Below are 20,423 nucleotides of genomic sequence, written 5' to 3' on the forward strand. Positions count from 1 at the left end.
ACAACATCAACCCAACAATTTAAGATCATGAACAGAAGGAAGTTACTCAAGCAAATTACCACTGGTGCCTTTGCTTTACCGCTACTAGGAGCAAGCGATATCGGGAAGCATTTACCCCAAGTTTCCGAATGGAAAGGAGAGTTCAGCCTCGACAAGGTGAAGGACGAAGCATTTTGGAAGAAGGTAAAAAAGACCCATTACGATGTTTCCGACGAGTTTATTAACCTCGAAAATGGAATGTTTGGCGTGCAGCCCAACATGGTGGTAGATGCCTACTGCGAGTTTATCAGGAAAGTGAACAGGGATAGTTCGGGCTATGTGCGAAACCATTTTTATAAGGAAGATTACCAGCCTATTATGGATATCCTCTCCGAATTTTCTGGAACGGAAAAAGAGGAAATCCTCATCACCCGAAATGCCACCGAGGCCATGAACATCATCATTAATGGCTTGCCTTTCAAAGCTGGGGACGAAGTAATTTTCCACATGCAGGATTACCCCAGCATGATCGAAGCCTTCCAGATGCTCGAAAAAACTAAAGGTATCAAGATCAAGGAAATAGAGATTCCTTATATACCAAAAAGTGATGCTGAAATAGTGAAGTTGTACGAAGAAGCCATCACTGAGAAAACCAAATGCATCTTGGTGACGCATATGATCCACCTCACGGGGCAGATTATGCCGGTGAAAGCCATCTCGGATATGGCAAAGAAAAAAGGAGTGGATGTAATAGTAGATGCAGCGCATAGTTTCGCTCACGTCGATTTTAAGATTCCTGACTTAGGCTGCGATTTTGTGGGAGTGAACCTGCACAAGTGGTTTAGCACGCCATTGGGAATGGGCATGTTGTATGTCAAAAAAGATCGGATAAAAGACCTAAGCCCGCTGTTTGGCGATGCGACCAAACCTGATGACAGCATTTATAAATTGGGGCACTTCGGCACCATTTCTTCACCTACTTATCTTACCATCCCAAAGGCGGTGGAGTTTAACAACCTAGTGACGCTTCCCGTAAAAGAAGCCCGCTTGCGCTACCTCCAAAACTACTGGACAAGTGAGATCAAAAACATCCCCAATGCGGAAATGCTAACCCCAACCGAACCAGCGAGAAGTTGCGCCATAGCCACCTTCAAACTAAACAACATGGGTGTGGAAGAAGCAGCGGAAAAGCTGTACAAAGGCTATGGTATATTCACCGTAAAGCGCAACCTGCCGGGCGACAAACTGGGCATCAGGGTCACGCCGAACCTGTACAATGGAACAAATGACCTAGATCGTTTGCTGGAAGGGATTACTGCTTTGAGCAAGGTGTAGAGTTTATAAATCTTTTCAGCTCAACCAACGTCATCCCGTATTTGATGCGGACGGCTAGTCATGGGATCTTCCTCTATGCACAAGAGGGCATTGCGGAAAGAATAGGAGGAAGATTCCCGTATTCGCAAGAATGACTGATTTTAGGAAGTAACGCCGTCACTGGCAGTGACGGCGTTACTATATATCTTGTTATTTAACAGAGTTTCTTTTAAATTTCATCTTGATAACTGAAACTGATTTTTTAAGTCCGTCAAACTTAAACAACCATGGAAGATTTTCTTTAAATCGATGTACTTCTGAGTAGGTAAAACTCGTATTAATATTTTAGTTAAATGAACAGTCTGAGAGTGATTAAAGTTTATACAAGCCGTTCTGTGTTATTTCATTATTTTAATTCTGTCTTCAGTTTCTAATGAAATCTCTTGATGAGATTTCAGGTAGTTGATAAAGACTTCTACATCAACAGGGGATTGTATGGGTGGTACAAGGATTTTTTCTTGTAAAATGTTGTTGAAATTACCCCCTCCTAGTAAAATATAGCTAGGCATTGCAACTTTATATTTTTCTATTTCATCTATTGGTTTGCCATTTATGGTTACTGATAAAAGGCTTGGGCTATTCTTTATCATTGTGTAAGTATAGTTGATTCCCGATACTTGTAAAAAATCACCTCCATTTTCATTAACATCGGTAATACTTTTATTAATAAGGTCTTTTATTTCTAATCCATTTAGTTCAACTAAGCATACTTTGTTTCCAAAAGGAAGTACTGCGTGAGCTTCCTTAAGTGTTATTTCACCTTTGAAGATATTGCCTCTAATACCTCCTCCATTTATAAGCCCAATGTCAGCTTTATGATAGTCTCTAAAAGAATTGGTAATTAAGTTTCCTAATAGATTTTCACTTTCTCTACTGCCTTCATTCAATAAGTTTTTATTTGTATATGAAATACTAGAGGATAATTTAATGTCAAGACTATCCATGTATTTCTTCTCCAATACTAACAGTTCTTTATTAGATTCTATAGTAGTGTCAAGTGGATGTATTTGAATTTTAGATATGATTTTATGTTTTTCCTTGTATAGGGTAACCTCAGCGAGTGATCCCATATTTCCGCAAGTAGCAATGATTGTTTTTTTACCACTTGAGTGAACGACTGTTTTGGTTTCTGAAACTTCTTCAGTAAAAATCACATCAATACCATCAACTTCGCTTAATAATATCTCATTTACTGAAATAGGAGATTGAGTAATAGCTATTATAATTTCTGCTCCTTTGTTTTGTAGCCTTTTTACATTCTTTTTAGCTGATTTTATTAATTCATCCTGTTTTATTATATTTTTTTCTTGAATTGAGGTGTTCATTGCATCTGTTAAACCTATAAATCCAATCTTCGTATTTGATTTTTCTATGAGTATAGATTCAGGTAGAGAAGCAAAAGTATTTCCAATACTATCTTTAAGGTTAGAAGAAAACCATTGAAAGTTAGATTTCTGAATCAGTTTTTTAGTGTTTTCAACACCAAAATCAAAATCGTGCTGACCGAAGTTAGCAATGTCAATAGGAATTTCATTGAATGCTTCAACCATTGGAAAACCATGGTAAATTCCACCAAAAAGAGTTCCGCCTGCTAAATCACCTCCAAATAAAACAATAGCGTCATTTCTTTCTTTTATGTTATCGACAATGGTTTTAAGTCTTGATACTCCTCCTCTATTTCCATATTTATCATTGACAGGGGCGATTTCATGGGCATCGTTAAAATATAAGATAGATATAGTTTCCGAAGGTTTAGGTTGGCAGGCTACAAAAAAAAATAAGGAGAAAACTAAAATTACTATTTGATTGTGTACGATGCTTTTCTTATCCATGCTCTAAAAGTAATAATACCATTTGCGGGAAATTATAAACCCAATTCAATAAATTCTTTAATTTTATTTGGTTGATCTAAATTATCTCAGTAAGTATTACAGATCGATCAACTTGCTTAATTATAAGAGTGTAATTAAGTCTTAGAGTTAAAGTTTGTGGTTATTTTCTCAAGCGCTGGAAAACATCCAAATATCAAATATTAGTTACATCGTAAAAATCATCTACAACAATTTTATATTTCTCCAATACTTTTTGCAGTGAATTGTATCTACTTTCCATTTCTTCAAGAGGTAAATGTCGTTTGCCTTCAGCTTCTCTTTGTGCAACTCTAGGAATTAGCTGTTGAGGCGTTCCGCCTAAATAATACATTTTAATACGATAGTTATTTTCTTGAAAAAGTTCTATAATTTCCAAGTGCCTTGCATTTGAAGCTCCGTTATCAAAAAGAACTGATAAGTTTTTTTCAAATGCTTTAACAAGTATTTCGTAGCCTAAAATCCGTGCAGGAATTTCCCATCGTTTGAACGCATTTACTATATCCTTTTTCTTTTCTTCCTGATAGAAAGAAATTTTTTCCATTACATCATCAAAACCAAGGTAAAGAATTTCTTCACGAACAAGCTTTTTAAGCAAGACATTTTCACAATATGTAGACTTTCCACTTCCTGGAAGTCCCGCCATATGAATCAGCAGTTTGTCCTGTTGTGGAACAACTGAATTTAACATATTATCCTTCAACAATTGAAATTCTTCTATTACCTCCTTTTCGTCCACTTCGTTTGGTAACGTTGTCACAATATTATCAAAGGATAAGCTATTTATGTCTGTTATTAGCTGTTCTAAATTTTTCATTTTGTATTTATTTTATCTTCAACTCTCTTTTTTGATTTCCTTGTGTTTTTTAGTTTATGATGCTCCGATGGCAGCATTTTTTCTCTAATTTTTAGAGTCTCATCATAAAAAAGCAATGCTTTTTCATTGTTTTCTATATACTCATAAAACTCGGCTGCAGATTGATAAGCCCTTGCTACATTTTTTGTAATAAAGTCATTGTCATATGTTTCATCCCTTTCCTCCTTGATTTTTTCACATAAGCTAAGGGCTTTTTCATGATACGTGCTACTCTCACCTTTATAATTATCATTACCATAATATTCATAAAGAGATTTATACACATGTCCAAGCGAGGTGTAATTTCTCAATAGATATTTTTTATCTTCTTTTACATAATATTTTTCTCCCAACGCTAAACTTTCATTGATAGCTTCCAATGCTAATTGTAAATCTTCTTCTATTTGTTTCTCAATATCTTGGCTTTTGTCCTTACTATTAAGTGCTTTAATATTTTCATTTGCCCTCAATCGTCTTGTATCCCCAATGCTATCATAGGCATTTATTATATATTCTTCAACTCCCATTGGGGAAGTCATTCCCTCAACTTCAATAAGATTTATTTTCCGACCATTAGAAATTGAATAAGATTTTTGGGAAACACTAATATCCTTTATTTGCTGTAATCTTCTGAAACTTTCAATAGATTTTTCAAAAAATTGAATAGCTTTTTCAGAATTTTCACCTTTTCTTTTAGCCTTGAAAATAAGTCCAAAGTTGTAATGTTCAAGTGATTGTTGGAATAAGTTTGTTCCAAATCTTGATTTGGCTTTTACCGCTTCTTCCTCATACCTTAAAGCAATATCGTATTCTGATTTAGTGGATTCTCCTAGTAATTGATAAAAGAAGCTAAACACTTCATTTGCTTCAATATAGAGTTTATAGTTTTCATTTTCTTCTAAATTATCTTTACAATATTCGATTACTTCATCTAAATAGTATTTGATAAGCTTCTCTTGATACCTGCCTGAAAGATGAATTGAAGCTAAAGCAACTACTATTTTAAGTTGCATCACCTCGTAAATATGCTCAAAGATATTAAGCTCTAAAAAAGCCTGTGCTAAGTCTAAAAAAATCTCTCTATCATAAATATCTTCTGGTTTGCTTAGTAAAGCAACATACATCCTTTGCAATTGAGGGTTGAAATCTGATATTTTGAAACCTTCTTTTTCAGGGGCTATAGCAATATTGTCTCTCAGTAGACCTCCAATTAAATCATGTATCGTGTAACGGCCACCATAGTTTTCAATCCAACCATCCTCAGCTAAAGAGTGTATGGCATTTGCGATTTTATTATTGTTATGGTGAGATTGTTCTCCATATAAAAATTGAATATCCTGAAAGGAGAAGTTCTTAACAGAAAATAAAGCAGAAGTAAATAGTAGTTCTCTCTTTATTCCTATAATGGTGCTATCTAATTGGTATAATTCATTTAAGACATTTCTTACATATTCTTCTTTTCCTTCAAATGCAACGATGTTTTCATTCATCCCAAACAACCCTCTTTCATCTAATTTTCTATTTATATATCTAGGGCCTACTCTGTTGGCTAGACCTGCGGCAATAATAATAAGTTTTGTATTGCTATATACCTTATTTATAATACTTTCGATTTCGGTTTTGTCTTTTTGAAATTTCAATCGTAGAGAATGACCCTTTCGAAGTGAAGGAGCATGTTCTTTAAAAAGTCTAAATGCGTACTTTTTCTCTAGTTTATCTACTTCAAGTGTGTTTTTAAATGCCCAATAGCGTTCGTCTAATTTTCTTGAAGTAACAATAAGCCTGAATTTACCTTTTTTGAGCGATTCAATTCTACTAATAAATTGCTCTAAAGTGATTGATACTTTTGGTGTGATATTATCTAATACAATTAAGTTAAACCCTTCTTGCTCTTCTAAATATTCAAAAAATTCATCTCTAAACTTTTCTTCATTCAATGTAGAAGGAGGCTTGCTAAACTTGGTAAATTGTTTGATTATTTCAATAGTATCATCTTCATAATCAATCCAAGAGATGGTATCATAAGATGCTTTGTGTAAGTCAATGTATTTTTTAGCCAACATGGTTTTGCCAAACCCTCCTAAACCATGTAATAAAAATCGAATGCAATTTGTGTCAGAATGTATCTGTAATGTTTTATGTAGTTTTTCGAGTTTTGGTACTCTATCAACGAATTCTTTTAATTTATTCTCATCAACTTTTGGTATAGTTGTTAATGGTTTGGCTTCTTTTCGTATTTGCTTTTCTACTTGCTTGATAAGCTCTTTAAAATCATCTTCTATTAGTATTTGTGGGTCAGTCCAAACTTTGCCAGAAATTTTTGCTAATGGGATATGTACTTTTTCTTTGATAAAACTAAGGTCACTATATTTTTCTTCAAATGCAGCTTTTTGAGAAAATGATAACGGTGCTAATTTTTTATCTAAACTGCCAAACTTTTTTTCCCAGTAGCTAATTAATTCTAGCCTACCATTTTCTGAATAAATTATCTCTTTGGCATCTTTTAGCACAATTGGGAAAATTCTTTTATCAAAATCATGTCCCCAGTCATACGCTTTGGCTAATCCAAACATGTACTTTTGTGATTCTAGATACTTTTTTTCGATAATGATAATTAAGGCATCTGAGCTACCAACTCTAATAATAAAATCACGAAGAGGTTCACTGTCTTTCAGGTCTTGTTTAATATTGTAACCTTCTTTTTGGAAAGCTCTATCAAGTAAATCAAAAATCCTTTCACTCTCTGGACTTTGATTGTCCTCATGTTTACTAAAATATAATACATGAATTTTTGAAGAATCCATTCTATAAAAAACTTAATGATTAAATGACCTAATTACATTTTTGCCTATCGACTTTTGGATAAAACTTGATTTATAATTTCCTCAAATTTTTCTTCCATTAGTTTTTGTGCATCAGAATTTCTTGTCATACCAGAAATTTTTGCTAATGGGATATGTGCTTTTTCTTTGATAAAACTAAGGTCACTATATTCTTCTTCAAATGCAGCTTTTTGAGAAAATGATAACGATGCTAATTTTTTATCTAGATCATCAAACATTTTTTCCCATTCCTTAATTAATGCTATTCTCGCATCTGTTGAATAAACTATATCTTCGACATCATCTAAAACTATTGGGAAAATCCTCTTTGAAAAGTCATGCCCCCAATCATATGCTTTGGCAAGTTCATACATGCAAAATCTTGATTTTAAGTATTTTCTGCTAATGATGGCAATTAAAGCATCTGCACTTCCTATATCGTTCATAAAGTCACGAATGATATCTCTATATTTCATATGGGTTTTATCGCGCCTCACCTCATGACCTTTCTTTTTAAAGGCTTCGCACAGTTTATCAACAATTACTTCACGGCTAACCCCTTTTTCTTTTTTATCTCCCCAAGCGTATGATACATAAATTTTCATGATATTATTTTTTATTAGGCTTTACTATTTTGTAGAGATATAATCAAATAGAGTTATATCTTTTTCGTAAATTTTCTCTATTAACCTTTTTTCTTGTTTTTTAAGGTATAAATTATAGTCAGTGCTTCTTATAGATTTGTTTTCTTGTGGAATAATATTGGGAGTCTCTATTCCTATTTTGGTGAAAATCACATGAATTTCTTTTGTAAAATTTTCAAAATTTGCTACGTAGTCAATCAATAATTTTTTTTGGGAAGAATCACAAATCATCTCATATTGAGGTGCTAAATGCCTATTTAAATCATCTATCTCATAGTTTCCATTTTCGATAAACTGAAGCATTTCATAAATAGTGTTGAATTGAATTCTGTTGGGCCGTGATTTTCGCCAAAAAAACTCTGATACTACCCTATCCCAAGGGTTTCTGACAAAAGCAAATTTGAAGTACTCATTAAATTTATTTACCCCTAATGCTTTCTGGATTTCAGTAACATTCAAATGCATTTTTCTTCTTCCAATATTTATTGTATTGTCTTTAGGTAAAGCATCTCGGTTATGTTGAGCATCAGGAAGAATCTTATACAAGGACTTTCCACCTGTTTTAGGAATATGAATATATATATATTTATGAGTATGAGAAATCATAGCAAGAAAAAACGAGACTTAAATTGTATTTAAAATAACACTTACAGAATTAATGATTTTCATGTTTTTACTTCTCCGAGCAATCTTTACGATCCAGACAAGGGCTGTTCTACCTTGTTTTTTGTTTGATTAAGCTACTTTTCAAACTTTTTTTGATGTATATGAAATTCTGTTGCCTATACGCAAATCACATAGATAAATCGAATTAGTTTTGGATTCCGCAAGAGTCAACATATTCAAAGATTAATTCTTGTGCCTACAAAAAATGGCTTAACAAAAGTATCAATCCAGGCTAATAGAAAGAAGGTGTTTTGACATACTACATTTTGATATTATAATGCTACCTAAAGGGGTAGCCCTATAATCTTTTATAGCTTTCAGTGTTTTTTTTGCTGCCCAAGCTTGTTCTGTATGAACTGAAGATGATCTATATTCAGTTAAGGATAAATAAAACTCTGTATCGGTTCCAATATAATTTTTTATAAACTGCAATGAGGTTATATAGAATGATTGACATAAATAACTACTCCATTGATTTGTTTCTTTCGGTAAGATTTGTTCTAAATTGTCAATTTTGCTTATAAGTTCTTTGGGATTCATTATGTAACATTTCGTTAATAGTACCCAAAATACTAACTTACTGTTGGAAATACTACACTTTAACTTGTTTTTGGTATTTATAAACCAGTGTTTTTTACCTTGAAACTATGCCCCATCACTTCCAATCCAAGTAGTTCCGCCAGTTGTGTTGCTCTTTGAAGCCCAGTACTTCTCGAATTTTTCGGTTGGAGAACAGTGCTTCGTGTTCTTCCAGTTCGCGGGTAATGGGTACGCCGGGGTAGAACTGTTCAATCAGTTTTTTGGTAGGAATCACCGCCCCGTTATGGTCGTTCCCTGCATTGAACACTTGGTAACCAAGTCCGTCCTTCTGCAAACATAAATCGACGACCTGCCCCAAGTCACGCGCATCGATGTAGCAGAATGCATTCCTGCGGCGCACTTCAGGGTGTTTGAAATAATGAGGGAACAGTTCCGCATATTCGTGCGGCTCAATCACGTTTCCTATACGAAGGGCATACACATCGAAGCCAGACCTGCGCTGGAAGGTGCGTGCTGTTTTCTCATTTACTACCTTTGACAGTCCATAGCTATCCATCGGGTCAACGTCATAGTCCTCCTCCAAGGGCAATGATTTCGGGTCGGTTTTGCCATCCGAAAAACACATGCCGTAGGTAGTCTCCGAGGAGGCAATAATGATTTTCTTTATACCAAGCTTTACCGCTGCTTCAATCACATTATACGTCCCCATGGTGTTGACCCGAAAGGTTTCATTGTCAGGTTTGATCAAGATGCGGGGCACGGCGGCAAAATGCACCACTGCATCAAATGTTGGAACACCATTTCCTGCGTCCAGTTCATCCAGCCCGGCATATGAGCTCATGGCGTTGAACATCTGCCCAGAATCCGTGATATCTGCCGTTAAGTTATCCACCACTGGGTGATCCAAAGGCGTCAGGTCTACATTCATCACCCTATGTCCTTGGTCGAGTAAGTAGGGAATCACATGCTTTCCAGCTTTTCCAGATCCTCCTGTAAAAAATATCCGCATCTTCGTTATGTGTTTCGGTTAATAGTAATGAAGTTGTTTAAAGATAATTCTTCACGCTACAAATGGCTTGTTTTATCTTATATTTCGTTGCTTTTTTTGCAAATAAAGCTGCTCCACAGCGGAGTATGCAGGAAGGTTTTAATGTAGACTTGGCTTAACTAATTTGAACTTAACTGTTAACTTAGTACATGACAAAAAATACCCGTTGCCTGTGGGTCATAGACAACATTGTGAATCATCTAGTTTGGGATTGTTTTTTTACGGTCTGTGCGCCACAGACTGTGGGAGAGACATCCCTAGCGGCCTCTTGAGTAACTATGTAGAGGTTTCGAGAAAAGAACCCTGTGAAGGGTTCCACTATTGTAGAAATGGATATTTAAACAAAGCCAATCCTGTTAAGGGTTACAGAAACCTAACTATTAGCCAAAAGCCTGCAACATCCTGCTGAAATGCGGGACAGGCTCTACGGCGTTGTTTTGATTTTAGATTGCCAAACTACAATAATGAAACCCTTACTTTAAACAACTTCATAGTCTATTGTCCATTTACAAAATTATTGCCTATCAAAACTTGGTTTTTAGCTAATTATACTACAGGATAGTACATGTCTATTTATTGTCTCAGCTCTTTCAAAAATAGTCCAATGTAAGTAATTGCTTAATTTCGAAACGGAATTCCTCCATTTTGGGCAAGTGTTTATCAATACTCTGTTGTGAGTCCGATAAAATCTTACGCATTCGGGCGGTTTTCTGCTTATGGTGCTTCATAGGTTCTTGCAATGCGTATAAAATTAGCAGTTTGTCCCCTAAATAGTGCGGCAGTAGGGCTGTGACAAACGGCGTTGTTTATAATATTAGCGGCGCATGCTCCATTTCATGCGGCGCACGTGTCAAATCATTCTGCTTATTACATGATCAGTACGGCGCAGCCTCTAAATCGTGCGGCGGTCGCACCATTTCATCCCACAATCGCTCCAAGTCATGCGGTGATGTAATAAATCCATGCGGACAGTGCACTATTTTATCCCGCTTTGTTTATAAAATTAGCATCTATCCTTCCAGCCCATGTTACTAGTGCAATAATCCTAGTTGACAACGCTATAAATGCTACCTATATCCTTCCATTTGCCAAAAATTATGCGCCAAGCAGTGTTGAGAGGGTAAAAGTGAGTAATGTAAGAAATTGGGAAGGTGAGGTAGTTTTGATGTTAGGCCGTCCCGCTCGCTTTAAGCAAACGGAACGGTTAAATACTACTTATTGCAAACGGTAAATAACACATTGTCAGCATTCCACTTTCCTTCGGGGAGAATATCCTCCCTAAAGTGGACACCTGTAAACCCTTGTGCTTTTAGGAATTCGACCACATCTTTTTTGGAAAAGAAATGTGTCCAAAAGCGGTAGGTGCTCATTGCCCCATTTTGGTCAGTGATGTGGTGTTGGTACAATACCACTTTTTCTTTTTCATAAAGATGAGATTCTGAAAGGGCAAGATATGGGGTGCTTTTCCAAAAGCCAGTGTCCACAGCTTCCCAAGACTTGGGCGTAACCATAGTTTCTAGCTCTTTGTCTTGCAACACATCGAAGATAAACAATCCTCCTTTTTTGAGAGAACGATAGATTTTACCTAGCAATAGGTCTCGCTCTTGTGGAGGTAACACTCCAAGGTCGGTATAGATAAGTACTACCAAGTCGAATGCATTATCTTCAAGCGCTAGCTCTAGGTAATTGGCATTGAGGTAGGTAATGTCCAAGTCTTGCTTTTTGGCAGCTTCTTTTGCATACTCGATGGAGATTTGGGAAATATCCAAGCCTGTGACACGATGTCCTTTTTGGGCAAAGAGTTCTGCATAAAGTCCAGGTCCGCAGCCCAAGTCAAGTATGTTGAGAGGGGATGAGGATTGTTGAACCTTTAAAATCCAATTTGCCGTCTGAAGGATGGTAGCTTTTTTTCTGCTTGCTAAGTCCAATTCAGGGTTTAAGTGGACTTGAAGCAATTGCTTTGAAATATGTGGGTCTGTCCACATAAATGCACTGCCTTTTTCATATATAGCAGGCTTTGCAGACCCTTTTATGATGTCTGAAATATTCACGATGTACTTTCTTAAGTGATTAAAATTTAGATACACCTAGATAGGGCAATGAGATCTGCTCATTGCAACGGTGTTGCCCCAGAAAAGGGAAGAGATATGAGTTATAGTGTTTTCAAATCGATATAAAGATAGCCATTGGTGAAAGAAAAGTCAAGCTTCAACATCTAGTCAGGGCCTTAAAAATCAGAAAGTCCTAAGTAAGTCTTTAGGTTGAATAGTCAATTAGAAAATCTAAGAAGCGATTTGGAAATATTTTTATAATTCTTACATATATCTAATAACAACTAATTTTTTCCGCAAATGCAAATTGGCTATTTGAGAAGATATGGATAAAACAAAATGGGTTCGGCAACAACTATTTGTAGCTTCACTCCAAATGGAAACTACTAATTACTATTTTGTAGTATTTGTTATTTTGTTTATCTTAGTAATACTATAAAGTAGTATTAGATATGAAACAATTTCAATTAGGAGAATTTGAAGAGATCGTACTCCTTACGGTGGGCATCTTGCACGGCAATGCCTATGGGGTTACCATTAAGGATGAAATAGAGCAGCGGCTCGATAGGCAAGTGAGCGTAGGGGCACTCCAGACCACGCTGAGGAGGCTGGAGAAAAAAGGGTATTTGACCTCTTCTCATGGCGATTCTTCTGAAGCCAGAGGAGGCAGGCCCAAGCTCTTTTTTACCATGACTGCCTACGGAAAGCAGGCAATCGACTACACACGCCAAACCCGGAATAAGCTTTGGGATTCGCTTCCTCCCTTTATCTTGAACCTAGGTTAATGAAAAACTCCTCAGCTCCAAAAGCTCTTTTGAGCGTATTCAAATGGTTTTGCAAGCCCGATTACCACGCCGATATAGAAGGTGATTTGCTGGAACTCTACGAGCGCAAGGTGCAGTCGGATGGCAAAAGAAAGGCAAATTGGTTATTGCTCAAAGATATTTTACTTCTTTTCAGGCCAGGTATTATCCGACCTGTCATCAGAACGAATCCATTAAAATCTAACGGTATGTACAAGCATTATATCAAAATTGGTTTTCGGAATATCCTGAAGCATAAAGTCTATTCTTCTATCAATATTATGGGCTTGGTGATAGGAATGTTGGCAGTGCTGATGTTGGCGAAGTACGTTGGCTTCTTTGTGGGCTACGACGGCTTTCACGAGCAGGTCGAGCAGATTTTTGTGATCCAGCAGGAAGAAAAGCAGGAGGGGAAGTTGATGTATGCGGGGAAACAAACCTACAATGGTGTGGCAGAGTTTGCCAAGGAAAATTATCCGGAAATACTGGAGGCAAGCCGTTATGGCTTTAATGTAGAAATGCTGATAACAACGAATGGTAAAGAAGGAGAGGAACAGGTAAAGTTCAATGAACAGCGGATATACACGGTCGATTCTAGCTTTTTCAATATCTTCTCCTTCGAGTTTTTACAAGGAGACCCTGCTACTGCACTTAGCCAGCCTGGCTCGGTGGTGCTCACGGCTTCTACTGCCAAAAAGTACTTTGGAGAAGAAGATGCCGTGGGGGAGTTTCTTCAATCGAGTCTTCCTTGGGGCGAAAAACACGAGTTGCAGGTCACGGGTGTTATTCAAGATACTCCTCTCAATTCCACTTTTTCCTTCGATTTCCTCCAAACATCGGTGGGGAAGGAGCTGGAAGGTGATTGGCTGTATCCGGACATGGGGTTGTTTGTATTGCTAGATCCTTCAGCCCAGCCGAAGCTGCTTGGGGCTAAAATCAGTGCCGATATTTCGAGTCTTGAGGAGTTTACTTCTATCCAAAAAGAGCTTTTCATTGAATTGAAGCCTATTAAAGGGAACCTGTCTAATACGGAATATTTGCTTGCGCTTGTGGGGGTATTTATGCTCGTGATCACATGGATCAACTTCATCAACCTTACGGGGGCGAATGCCTTGAACAGGTTCAAAGAAATGGGTGTGAGGAAAGTATTGGGCTCGCTAAAGTCTCAGATTGTTCGTCAGTTTGTGTTGGAAGGCTTGCTGCTCAATGGGCTTGCCCTAGTGCTTGTTATACTTGCCGCTACGCTTCTATTTCCTGCCATAAAAGAATTTGCCAATGGACGAATTTTGCCTTTGCTAGAGTGGGATACGCAGACCAATAGCCTATTTTTATTGGTGTTCTTTTTTGGTTCAATCGCTTCTTCTGCCTACCCTGCCATTGTTCTTTCCAAACTTCACCCAATGGACGCGCTCAAAGGGCGGCTTTTTAACCAAACCACTAAGGTAGGTTTTCGGAAAGTGCTGGTCGTGTTCCAGTTTAGTTTATCTATGGTTCTGATCATCGGCATATTCATCATCTCTGACCAGATGAAATTCATGCAAAATCATGACCTAGGATTTGAACTGGACAGGACGCTCATTGTAAAAACAGCGAAGAAAGGTTGGCGAGGAAAAAGCCAGTTCGAGGCATTTAAAACGGAGGTAGGTGCACTGTCGGTAGTGGAAGGGGTAGCGTCGTCTACCATGGTACCCGGCGGGGGAAATGGGCAAGATGTGGTTTGTAATCTGCAAAGTAGTAAGGAGGGAGTGCAGCTCCATTTGATAGGCGTAGATGAACATTATATGGATAATTACCAGCTCCATATCCTTGCTGGAAAAGGATTTAGCGAAGAGGCTATTTGGAAAAACAAACGAGGGGTCATCATCAATAAAGCGGCCTTTGAGCTTTTGGGATTAAACAATTTGGAAGAAGCTTTAACGCAAAAAATAGTCAATCAGAACAATGGGAAAACCTATGATATTTTAGCTGTTATAGACAATTACCATCATCAATCCCTAAAAGAGAAAATCCATCCGCTTTTATTTGAGTTCAACCCATTTAGAGGGCATACATCCATCAAATTAGCAGCTAGAAGTTACCAAGATTACGACAACCTTGCGCTTGCCATTCAGGGAATTGAAGACGTGTGGGAAAGTGTATACCCCGATCAATACTTCGATTATTATTTTTTAGATGATCGTTTTAACTCCCAGTATGAAGCAGAAACCAATTTTAGGAAAATATTTGGGGTTTTTACTGGCATATCTATTTTTGTGGCTTGCCTGGGGCTGTTTGGTTTGTCTGTTTTTGTAAGTTTGAGAAGGAAAAAAGAAGTGGGTGTTCGGAAAACCTTCGGAGCATCTTCCATTCATATTTTGGGCTTGTTCATTAAAGAGTATCTAGGGCAGATTATTCTTGCCGCATTTCTAGGTGCGCCTATCGCTTACTTTCTTATGCACAAATGGTTAGAGAACTACAGTTTTAGGGCAAGTATTGGAATTGAATCGTTTCTCCTTCCCATTCTTTTGCTCACCAGTATTTCTCTTTTGTGCATCGCTTATCAGACAGTAAAAGCAGCCTTTACCAACCCCACGGAAACACTTCAAAATGAGTGAAATAAGTGGAGAAAGATCTGTTGGATATAACAAATAGGAATGCTTGAAAAAGACAAAAGAGATGGCTAGTATCCGAGCCATCTCTTTTTAAAGGTTTGGATTTGTTGGTCCAGCACTGAGTTTACAGCATCATTCCACCCGAGGCCTCAATGCGTTGTCCGTTGATCCATTTTGCATCTTTGGTGCATAAGAAAGCGACCACCCCACCAATGTCGTCGGGCAAACCGACGCGTCCTAAAGCCGTAGTACTTGCTAATTGAGCATTTACCTCTTTGTTATCCCTTACATGCCCGCCACCAAAATCTGTTTCGATAGCACCTGGAGCAACCACATTGGCAGTAATACCGCGCGAACCCAATTCTTTAGCCAAGTATCTGGTAAGTACTTCAACAGCCCCTTTCATGGAGCCATAAGCCGAAGAACCGGGGAAAGAAAAACGGGCAAGACCTGAGGAAATATTGATGATTCGTCCGCCATCATTCATAAATGGCAGTGCCTTTTGGGTAAGGAAAAATACACCTTTGTAGTGGATGTTCATGGCAGTGTCAAATTGCTCTTCCGTAGTTTCGGCAAACGATGCGTAAAGTGCCGTCCCCGCATTATTGATCAAAAAATCAAAGTTTGTACTGCCGGTTTCCTCTTGCAAATATGCTGTTACATAGTTGAAAAATGCATCGAATGAAGATACGTTTCCAGCATCCAACTGAAAAACGCTTGCTTTCTGCCCAATTGACTTGATTTCTGTAGCTACTTTATCAGCTTCTGTTTTGTTGGAGTTGTAGGTCAGTACAACGTCAATTCCCTTTTTGGCTAGTGCCAAAGCCATATTTTTTCCCAACCCGCGGCTTCCGCCTGTAACTAATGCAATCTTGTTTTTAGTATTCATCCCAATTGTATGTTTTGTGTGGTAAATTCAACAATACAAAAGTGCTGGAATTAAGACTAATCCATTTGCATGTATCAATCCATTGTTTGCAAAAATCAAATATTAGGATTAGGAGCGGAAAGCTAGAGGTGAAATGCCAGCTTGCTTTTTGAAGAAATTGGAAAAATGGGCAACTTCTTCGAAGCCCAAAGAATAGGCAACTTCTGAAACATTCCAGTCGGTTTGTTTCAAGAGCAATTTTGCTTCTTGTGCAATGCGACCACTGATGAAATCGGTAGTGGTTTTTCCAGTGTTTTCCTTTAATACTTTATTGAGGTGGTTGACGTGGATGGCTAATCTTTCCGCATAGCTTTTGGCGGTGCGCAACTCCAATTGTTGGCTAGGCGAGGTGATAGGAAATTGGCGTTCCAATAGCTCAACAAACAAACCTACTACACGGGTGGTGGCATTGTGGGGTGGCTGTGTAGCTATTTCTGGTTGAAGCTTTTGCCCGTAATGGATCAATTCCAACACATAGTTGCGTAACAAGTCATATTTGAAGGTATAGTCAGATGTGATTTCCTTATTCATTTTATCAAAAATAAGGCTAATTTCCTTTACTTGTGTAGTGTTAAGCTGGAAAACAGGATAGCCACCCGGTTTGAAAATTGGAAGGTCATCTAGTAGCATTCCAGCCCTTGAAGATGCAAGGAACTCCTCAGTGAAAATACAGAAATGACCTGATTGGTTTTCATCTTGGGAAAGGTAATTATATGGAACTTTTGGTGAGGCAAAAAGTAAGGCATGTTGCTTTATTTCAATTGTTTTATCAGCATATTCAGCAAGGTTGTGCCCGCTTATCAGGCTAATTTTGTAATACGCCCGCCTATTGTAAGGCATCGTTTTCGTTTCCTTTACCTTCTGCATCACGTTGCTGATGTTGAACACATTGAAATGGCCAATGTCTTTGTTGATACCTTCTGGCAGAATACGTTGGAGCTCGCTGTCATTTGCGAAACCCATCTCCCTATAAAAATCTTGTAAAGTTGTTAAGCCTACCATAATCCTGAATTTGCGAAATTCAAATATAGGAATATTAGTTGAATGTGCAGTTTTTGATAGAAATAGGAAGAAGGTTTTAGCAGTACTTACTAAGAGTATTTATGACTAGGTAAGTTGAACCTCGAGAGTATACTATCCATGATTTAACTTCCCAAGCAACTTGATCGTTTCCCCCAATCCAACAAAGAATAGCCAAAATAATTAGAATTTTTTAATTGATCAAATCTGGTTGTCGGTAGACTAGAGTAAGCCATTTGTTGAAAACATTGCCTTTTTGGTGTTTAGAGCCTTTATCTATGCTTGCTTTTTGTACAACCTTATCTTGTGAGGTAGGGTCATTAAACCTAATGATAACTAATCTTGAATTATAGATTAACTAAATATTTCAAACTTATGAAAAATAGATTTTTTATGGCAATGCTTGGCAGTTTGGTGTTCATGCTGATGCTAAGCGGGTGTGGGGAGGATGATGTAATAAATGATGGGGACGAGCCTTCGATTATTGATCCAATTGATTATGAACTAGGCAGCAACGATGGAATAATTATTTTCTATGGCGATTCAATCTATACCGAAGGGACAGGGCTGAGCGTAAACGAAACCGTGGTCACTATTACAGCAGTAGGAACCTATTCTGCTATCGGCACGCTAAACGATGGGCAATTGTTGGTAGATACGGAAGACGAGGGGAATATCAATATTGTGCTCGACGGAGTTGATATGACTAGTGCTACATCTGGGCCAATTTTTATTAAAAGTGCCAATCAGGTAAATATCATTTTGAATGAAGGCTCTGAAAATTACCTCACCGATGCGGATGAGTATGTATACGAGGGAGACGATGACGAGCCAAATGCCGCTCTTCATAGCAAAGCAAATATGACTATTTCGGGAGAAGGTGCGCTAATGGTAACCGCAAATTACAACGACGGAATTACCAGTAAAGATGGCTTGGTGATTATGGATGGCACATATATAGTAAAGGCAGCGGACGATGCGATCAGAGGCAAAGATTATTTGCTGATAGAAGGCGGAAGCTTCTCGTTGGAAGCTGGTGGTGATGGCCTGAAATCGGATCATGAAGCCGATGTAGACTGGGGCTATATCACTATTAAAGCAGGAGATTTTGTGATCACTTCGGAAAACGATGGCATCCAAGCCGAGACAGATCTTACTATCGAATATGCTACGATGGCAATAGTAGCGGGAGGTGGTTATTCAGCTAAGTTGGGCAGCGATGTTTCTGCAAAAGGCTTGAAAGCAGGAGATGAATTGAAAGTAGTAGATGGAGAATTTGACATCAATACTGCTGATGATGCCATCCATTCTGACAACAGCATTGTGATAGATGGGGGTGGTTTTGTGCTAGGTACGGGTGACGATGGAATTCATGGAGAGGTTACCTTGGCAGTCAATGGGGGAAATATCCTAATTGAGCATTCGTATGAAGGGATTGAAAGTGTGGGAATAACGATCAACGACGGAAATATCCATGTGACTTCTTCGGACGATGGTATCAATGCAGCAGGAAACAGCGGTCGGGATAATTACCTGACTATCAATGGGGGATATATTGTAGTGGATGCAGATGGGGATGGTTTGGATGCTAATGGCTATGTGGAAATGAACGCTGGAATAGCCATTGTGAACGGACCTACCCAGCGCAATAATGGTGCGCTCGATTATGATGCTACCTTTGCCATGAAAGGAGGAACCTTGATTGCAGTAGGTTCTTCGGGAATGGCTCAGGCACCAACAAGTGGTACTTCTTCACAATATGGCTTGATGGCAGTGTTTGGAGAGAATCAAAAATCAGCCAATACCTTGGTGCACATCCAAAATGAAGCAGGAGAGGATATTGTGACTTTCGCCCCTAGCAAAGCGTACCAATCTGTGGTGTTTTCATCACCTGTCTTGCAAACTGGAACTACCTATTCACTCTATTTTGGAGGCAGCAGTACTGGTACAGAAACGGACGGGCTGTATGATGGAGGCACGTATTCTGGAGGAAGTTTGTACAAAACGTTCAATATTTCAGGTACGATCACTACCATTCAGTAGGTGTAGTAGGTTATATTATAAAGCAAGTGAAACCCTCTCAGGTGCTCTTTTCTGAGAGGGTTTGTGTTTTGCAAATGGGCTTTTTCCCACCTATTTAATTATTCACCATTTTCATTGCGCCTTCTGTATACCTTTCTCCTAATACTTTAATGTTATCGGATAGAGAAGAGATTGCTTGTAGCTCATTGGTACTAAGGTCGATAGTTACAGAACCGGCATTTTCATCGAGATACTTGATTTTCTTTGTTCCCGGTATTGGAATGATGTCATCTCCCTGAGCCAACAGCCAAGCTAGCGCCAATTGGGCTGGAGTATTACCTTTCTTTGTTGCTATTTCTTCTAGTTTATCCACTAGCTTTTTGTTTTCAACAAAGACCTCCTCTTGGAACCTAGGCAAATTAGCTCGAAAATCGTCCGATGCTTTTGGGGCTTCTTTTATTGTTCCAGTAAGCATGCCTCTGCCCAGTGGGCTGTAGGGTACTACTGAAATGCCTAATTCGCGGCAAAGTGGAAGTATTTCCGATTCTAAATCTCGGGTAAAAAGAGAATATTCACTTTGTAAAGCTGTGATGGGGTGCTCTGCATGGGCTTTGCGAATAGAGCTTGCAGAAGCTTCTGAAAGCCCTAGGTAACGAACCTTTCCTTCTTTCACCAGCTCTGCCATAGCCCCAACGGTTTCTTCTATGGGTACATTGGGGTCAACCCGGTGCGTGTAATACAAATCGATGGTATCAACTCCCAAACGCTTCAAGCTAGCTTCACAAGCTTCTTTTACGTAAGCTGGGCTTCCATCAAAATAAGTCTTGTAGGTTTTCATGTTTGAAGGGTCAAAATTTTTGTCGACCCGAAAGCCAAACTTGGTGGCAAGGAAAACCTTATCCCTTTTTTTTTGCAATACCTTGCCCAGTAACTCTTCATTATGGCCAACCCCATACATATCGGCCGTGTCCCAGAAGTTTATGCCAATACTAAGTGCATGTTCAAGTGTTTCTATTGAGTGCTTATCATCCCTTGGTCCATAAGCGAAACTCATTCCCATACAACCCAACCCAATAGCTGAAAGTTGCTCATCGGTAGTTGCCAATTTTCTATATTTCATAAGTATTTTGGTTAATGAATGATCTGTTCAAAAGTAGGGGTTTGCAAGAGTAGAGACATAGAAGGATTCAAACCAAAAACTATAAAATTCA

General features: G+C 38.2%; 15 protein-coding genes. 4 read left to right on the plus strand and 11 right to left on the minus strand.

Annotation, left to right across the window (positions count from 1 at the left end):
- Nucleotides 1–27: 27 nt before the first annotated feature.
- Entirely contained in the window at nt 28–1,314 is a 1,287-nt protein-coding gene (locus R9C00_06675; protein ID WPO37126.1) for an aminotransferase class V-fold PLP-dependent enzyme, read from the plus strand.
- Nucleotides 1,315–1,691: 377 nt separating this feature from the next.
- On the opposite strand, the gene R9C00_06680 is transcribed toward R9C00_06675, so the two are convergent.
- From R9C00_06680 to R9C00_06715, 8 genes are all read right to left on the minus strand, one after another.
- Complete coding sequence (locus R9C00_06680; GenBank protein ID WPO37127.1) at nt 1,692–3,185, minus strand: bifunctional UDP-sugar hydrolase/5'-nucleotidase; 1,494 nt, start codon at nt 3,183–3,185, stop codon at nt 1,692–1,694.
- Between the two features lie 193 nt (nt 3,186–3,378).
- On the minus strand, nt 3,379–4,038 hold the full coding sequence (locus R9C00_06685) for a zeta toxin family protein (GenBank protein WPO37128.1): 660 nt from the start codon (nt 4,036–4,038) through the stop codon (nt 3,379–3,381).
- Nucleotides 4,035–6,881 (minus strand): NB-ARC domain-containing protein, encoded by a 2,847-nt coding sequence (locus R9C00_06690; GenBank protein ID WPO37129.1) that lies wholly within the window; start codon nt 6,879–6,881, stop codon nt 4,035–4,037. Before R9C00_06690 ends, R9C00_06685 begins: the two co-directional genes overlap by 4 nt.
- 44 nt (nt 6,882–6,925) lie before the next feature.
- Complete coding sequence (locus R9C00_06695; protein ID WPO37130.1) at nt 6,926–7,504, minus strand: toll/interleukin-1 receptor domain-containing protein; 579 nt, start codon at nt 7,502–7,504, stop codon at nt 6,926–6,928.
- Nucleotides 7,505–7,528: 24 nt separating this feature from the next.
- Nucleotides 7,529–8,149: a sulfotransferase family 2 domain-containing protein gene (locus R9C00_06700; GenBank protein WPO37131.1), complete on the minus strand. Its 621-nt coding sequence runs from the start codon at nt 8,147–8,149 to the stop codon at nt 7,529–7,531.
- A 282-nt stretch (nt 8,150–8,431) separates the two neighbouring features.
- Nucleotides 8,432–8,749, minus strand: a complete 318-nt coding sequence (locus tag R9C00_06705; GenBank protein ID WPO37132.1) for a hypothetical protein — start codon at nt 8,747–8,749, stop codon at nt 8,432–8,434.
- Nucleotides 8,750–8,864: 115 nt separating this feature from the next.
- Nucleotides 8,865–9,758: an NAD(P)-dependent oxidoreductase gene (locus tag R9C00_06710; protein ID WPO37133.1), complete on the minus strand. Its 894-nt coding sequence runs from the start codon at nt 9,756–9,758 to the stop codon at nt 8,865–8,867.
- A gap of 1,250 nt (nt 9,759–11,008) precedes the next feature.
- Complete coding sequence (locus tag R9C00_06715) at nt 11,009–11,848, minus strand: class I SAM-dependent methyltransferase (protein ID WPO37134.1); 840 nt, start codon at nt 11,846–11,848, stop codon at nt 11,009–11,011.
- 452 nt (nt 11,849–12,300) lie between these two features.
- Between R9C00_06715 and R9C00_06720 the strand changes: the two genes are divergently transcribed.
- Together R9C00_06720 and R9C00_06725 are read left to right on the plus strand one after the other, a co-directional pair.
- On the plus strand, nt 12,301–12,633 hold the full coding sequence (locus tag R9C00_06720) for a helix-turn-helix transcriptional regulator (GenBank protein ID WPO37135.1): 333 nt from the start codon (nt 12,301–12,303) through the stop codon (nt 12,631–12,633).
- The gene (locus R9C00_06725) at nt 12,633–15,245 is read left to right on the plus strand and encodes an FtsX-like permease family protein (GenBank protein WPO37136.1); all 2,613 of its coding nucleotides are present in this window, start codon (nt 12,633–12,635) and stop codon (nt 15,243–15,245) included. Before R9C00_06720 ends, R9C00_06725 begins: the two co-directional genes overlap by 1 nt.
- 121 nt (nt 15,246–15,366) lie before the next feature.
- Here R9C00_06725 and R9C00_06730 read toward each other — a convergent pair whose 3' ends face one another.
- Together R9C00_06730 and R9C00_06735 are read right to left on the minus strand one after the other, a co-directional pair.
- Nucleotides 15,367–16,131, minus strand: coding sequence for an SDR family oxidoreductase (locus R9C00_06730; protein WPO37137.1), 765 nt, complete (start codon nt 16,129–16,131; stop codon nt 15,367–15,369).
- Nucleotides 16,132–16,239: 108 nt separating this feature from the next.
- Nucleotides 16,240–17,172 (minus strand): helix-turn-helix domain-containing protein, encoded by a 933-nt coding sequence (locus R9C00_06735; GenBank protein WPO37138.1) that lies wholly within the window; start codon nt 17,170–17,172, stop codon nt 16,240–16,242.
- A 393-nt stretch (nt 17,173–17,565) separates the two neighbouring features.
- Between R9C00_06735 and R9C00_06740 the strand changes: the two genes are divergently transcribed.
- Nucleotides 17,566–19,233 carry a carbohydrate-binding domain-containing protein gene (locus R9C00_06740; protein WPO37139.1) on the plus strand — a complete coding sequence of 556 codons (1,668 nt, stop codon included), beginning with the start codon at nt 17,566–17,568 and terminating at the stop codon, nt 19,231–19,233.
- A gap of 94 nt (nt 19,234–19,327) precedes the next feature.
- Here R9C00_06740 and R9C00_06745 read toward each other — a convergent pair whose 3' ends face one another.
- The gene (locus R9C00_06745) at nt 19,328–20,332 is read right to left on the minus strand and encodes an aldo/keto reductase (GenBank protein WPO37140.1); all 1,005 of its coding nucleotides are present in this window, start codon (nt 20,330–20,332) and stop codon (nt 19,328–19,330) included.
- Nucleotides 20,333–20,423 lie beyond the last annotated feature (91 nt).

The sequence above is a fragment of the Flammeovirgaceae bacterium SG7u.111 genome (assembly GCA_034044135.1).
GTDB lineage: Bacteria > Bacteroidota > Bacteroidia > Cytophagales > Flammeovirgaceae.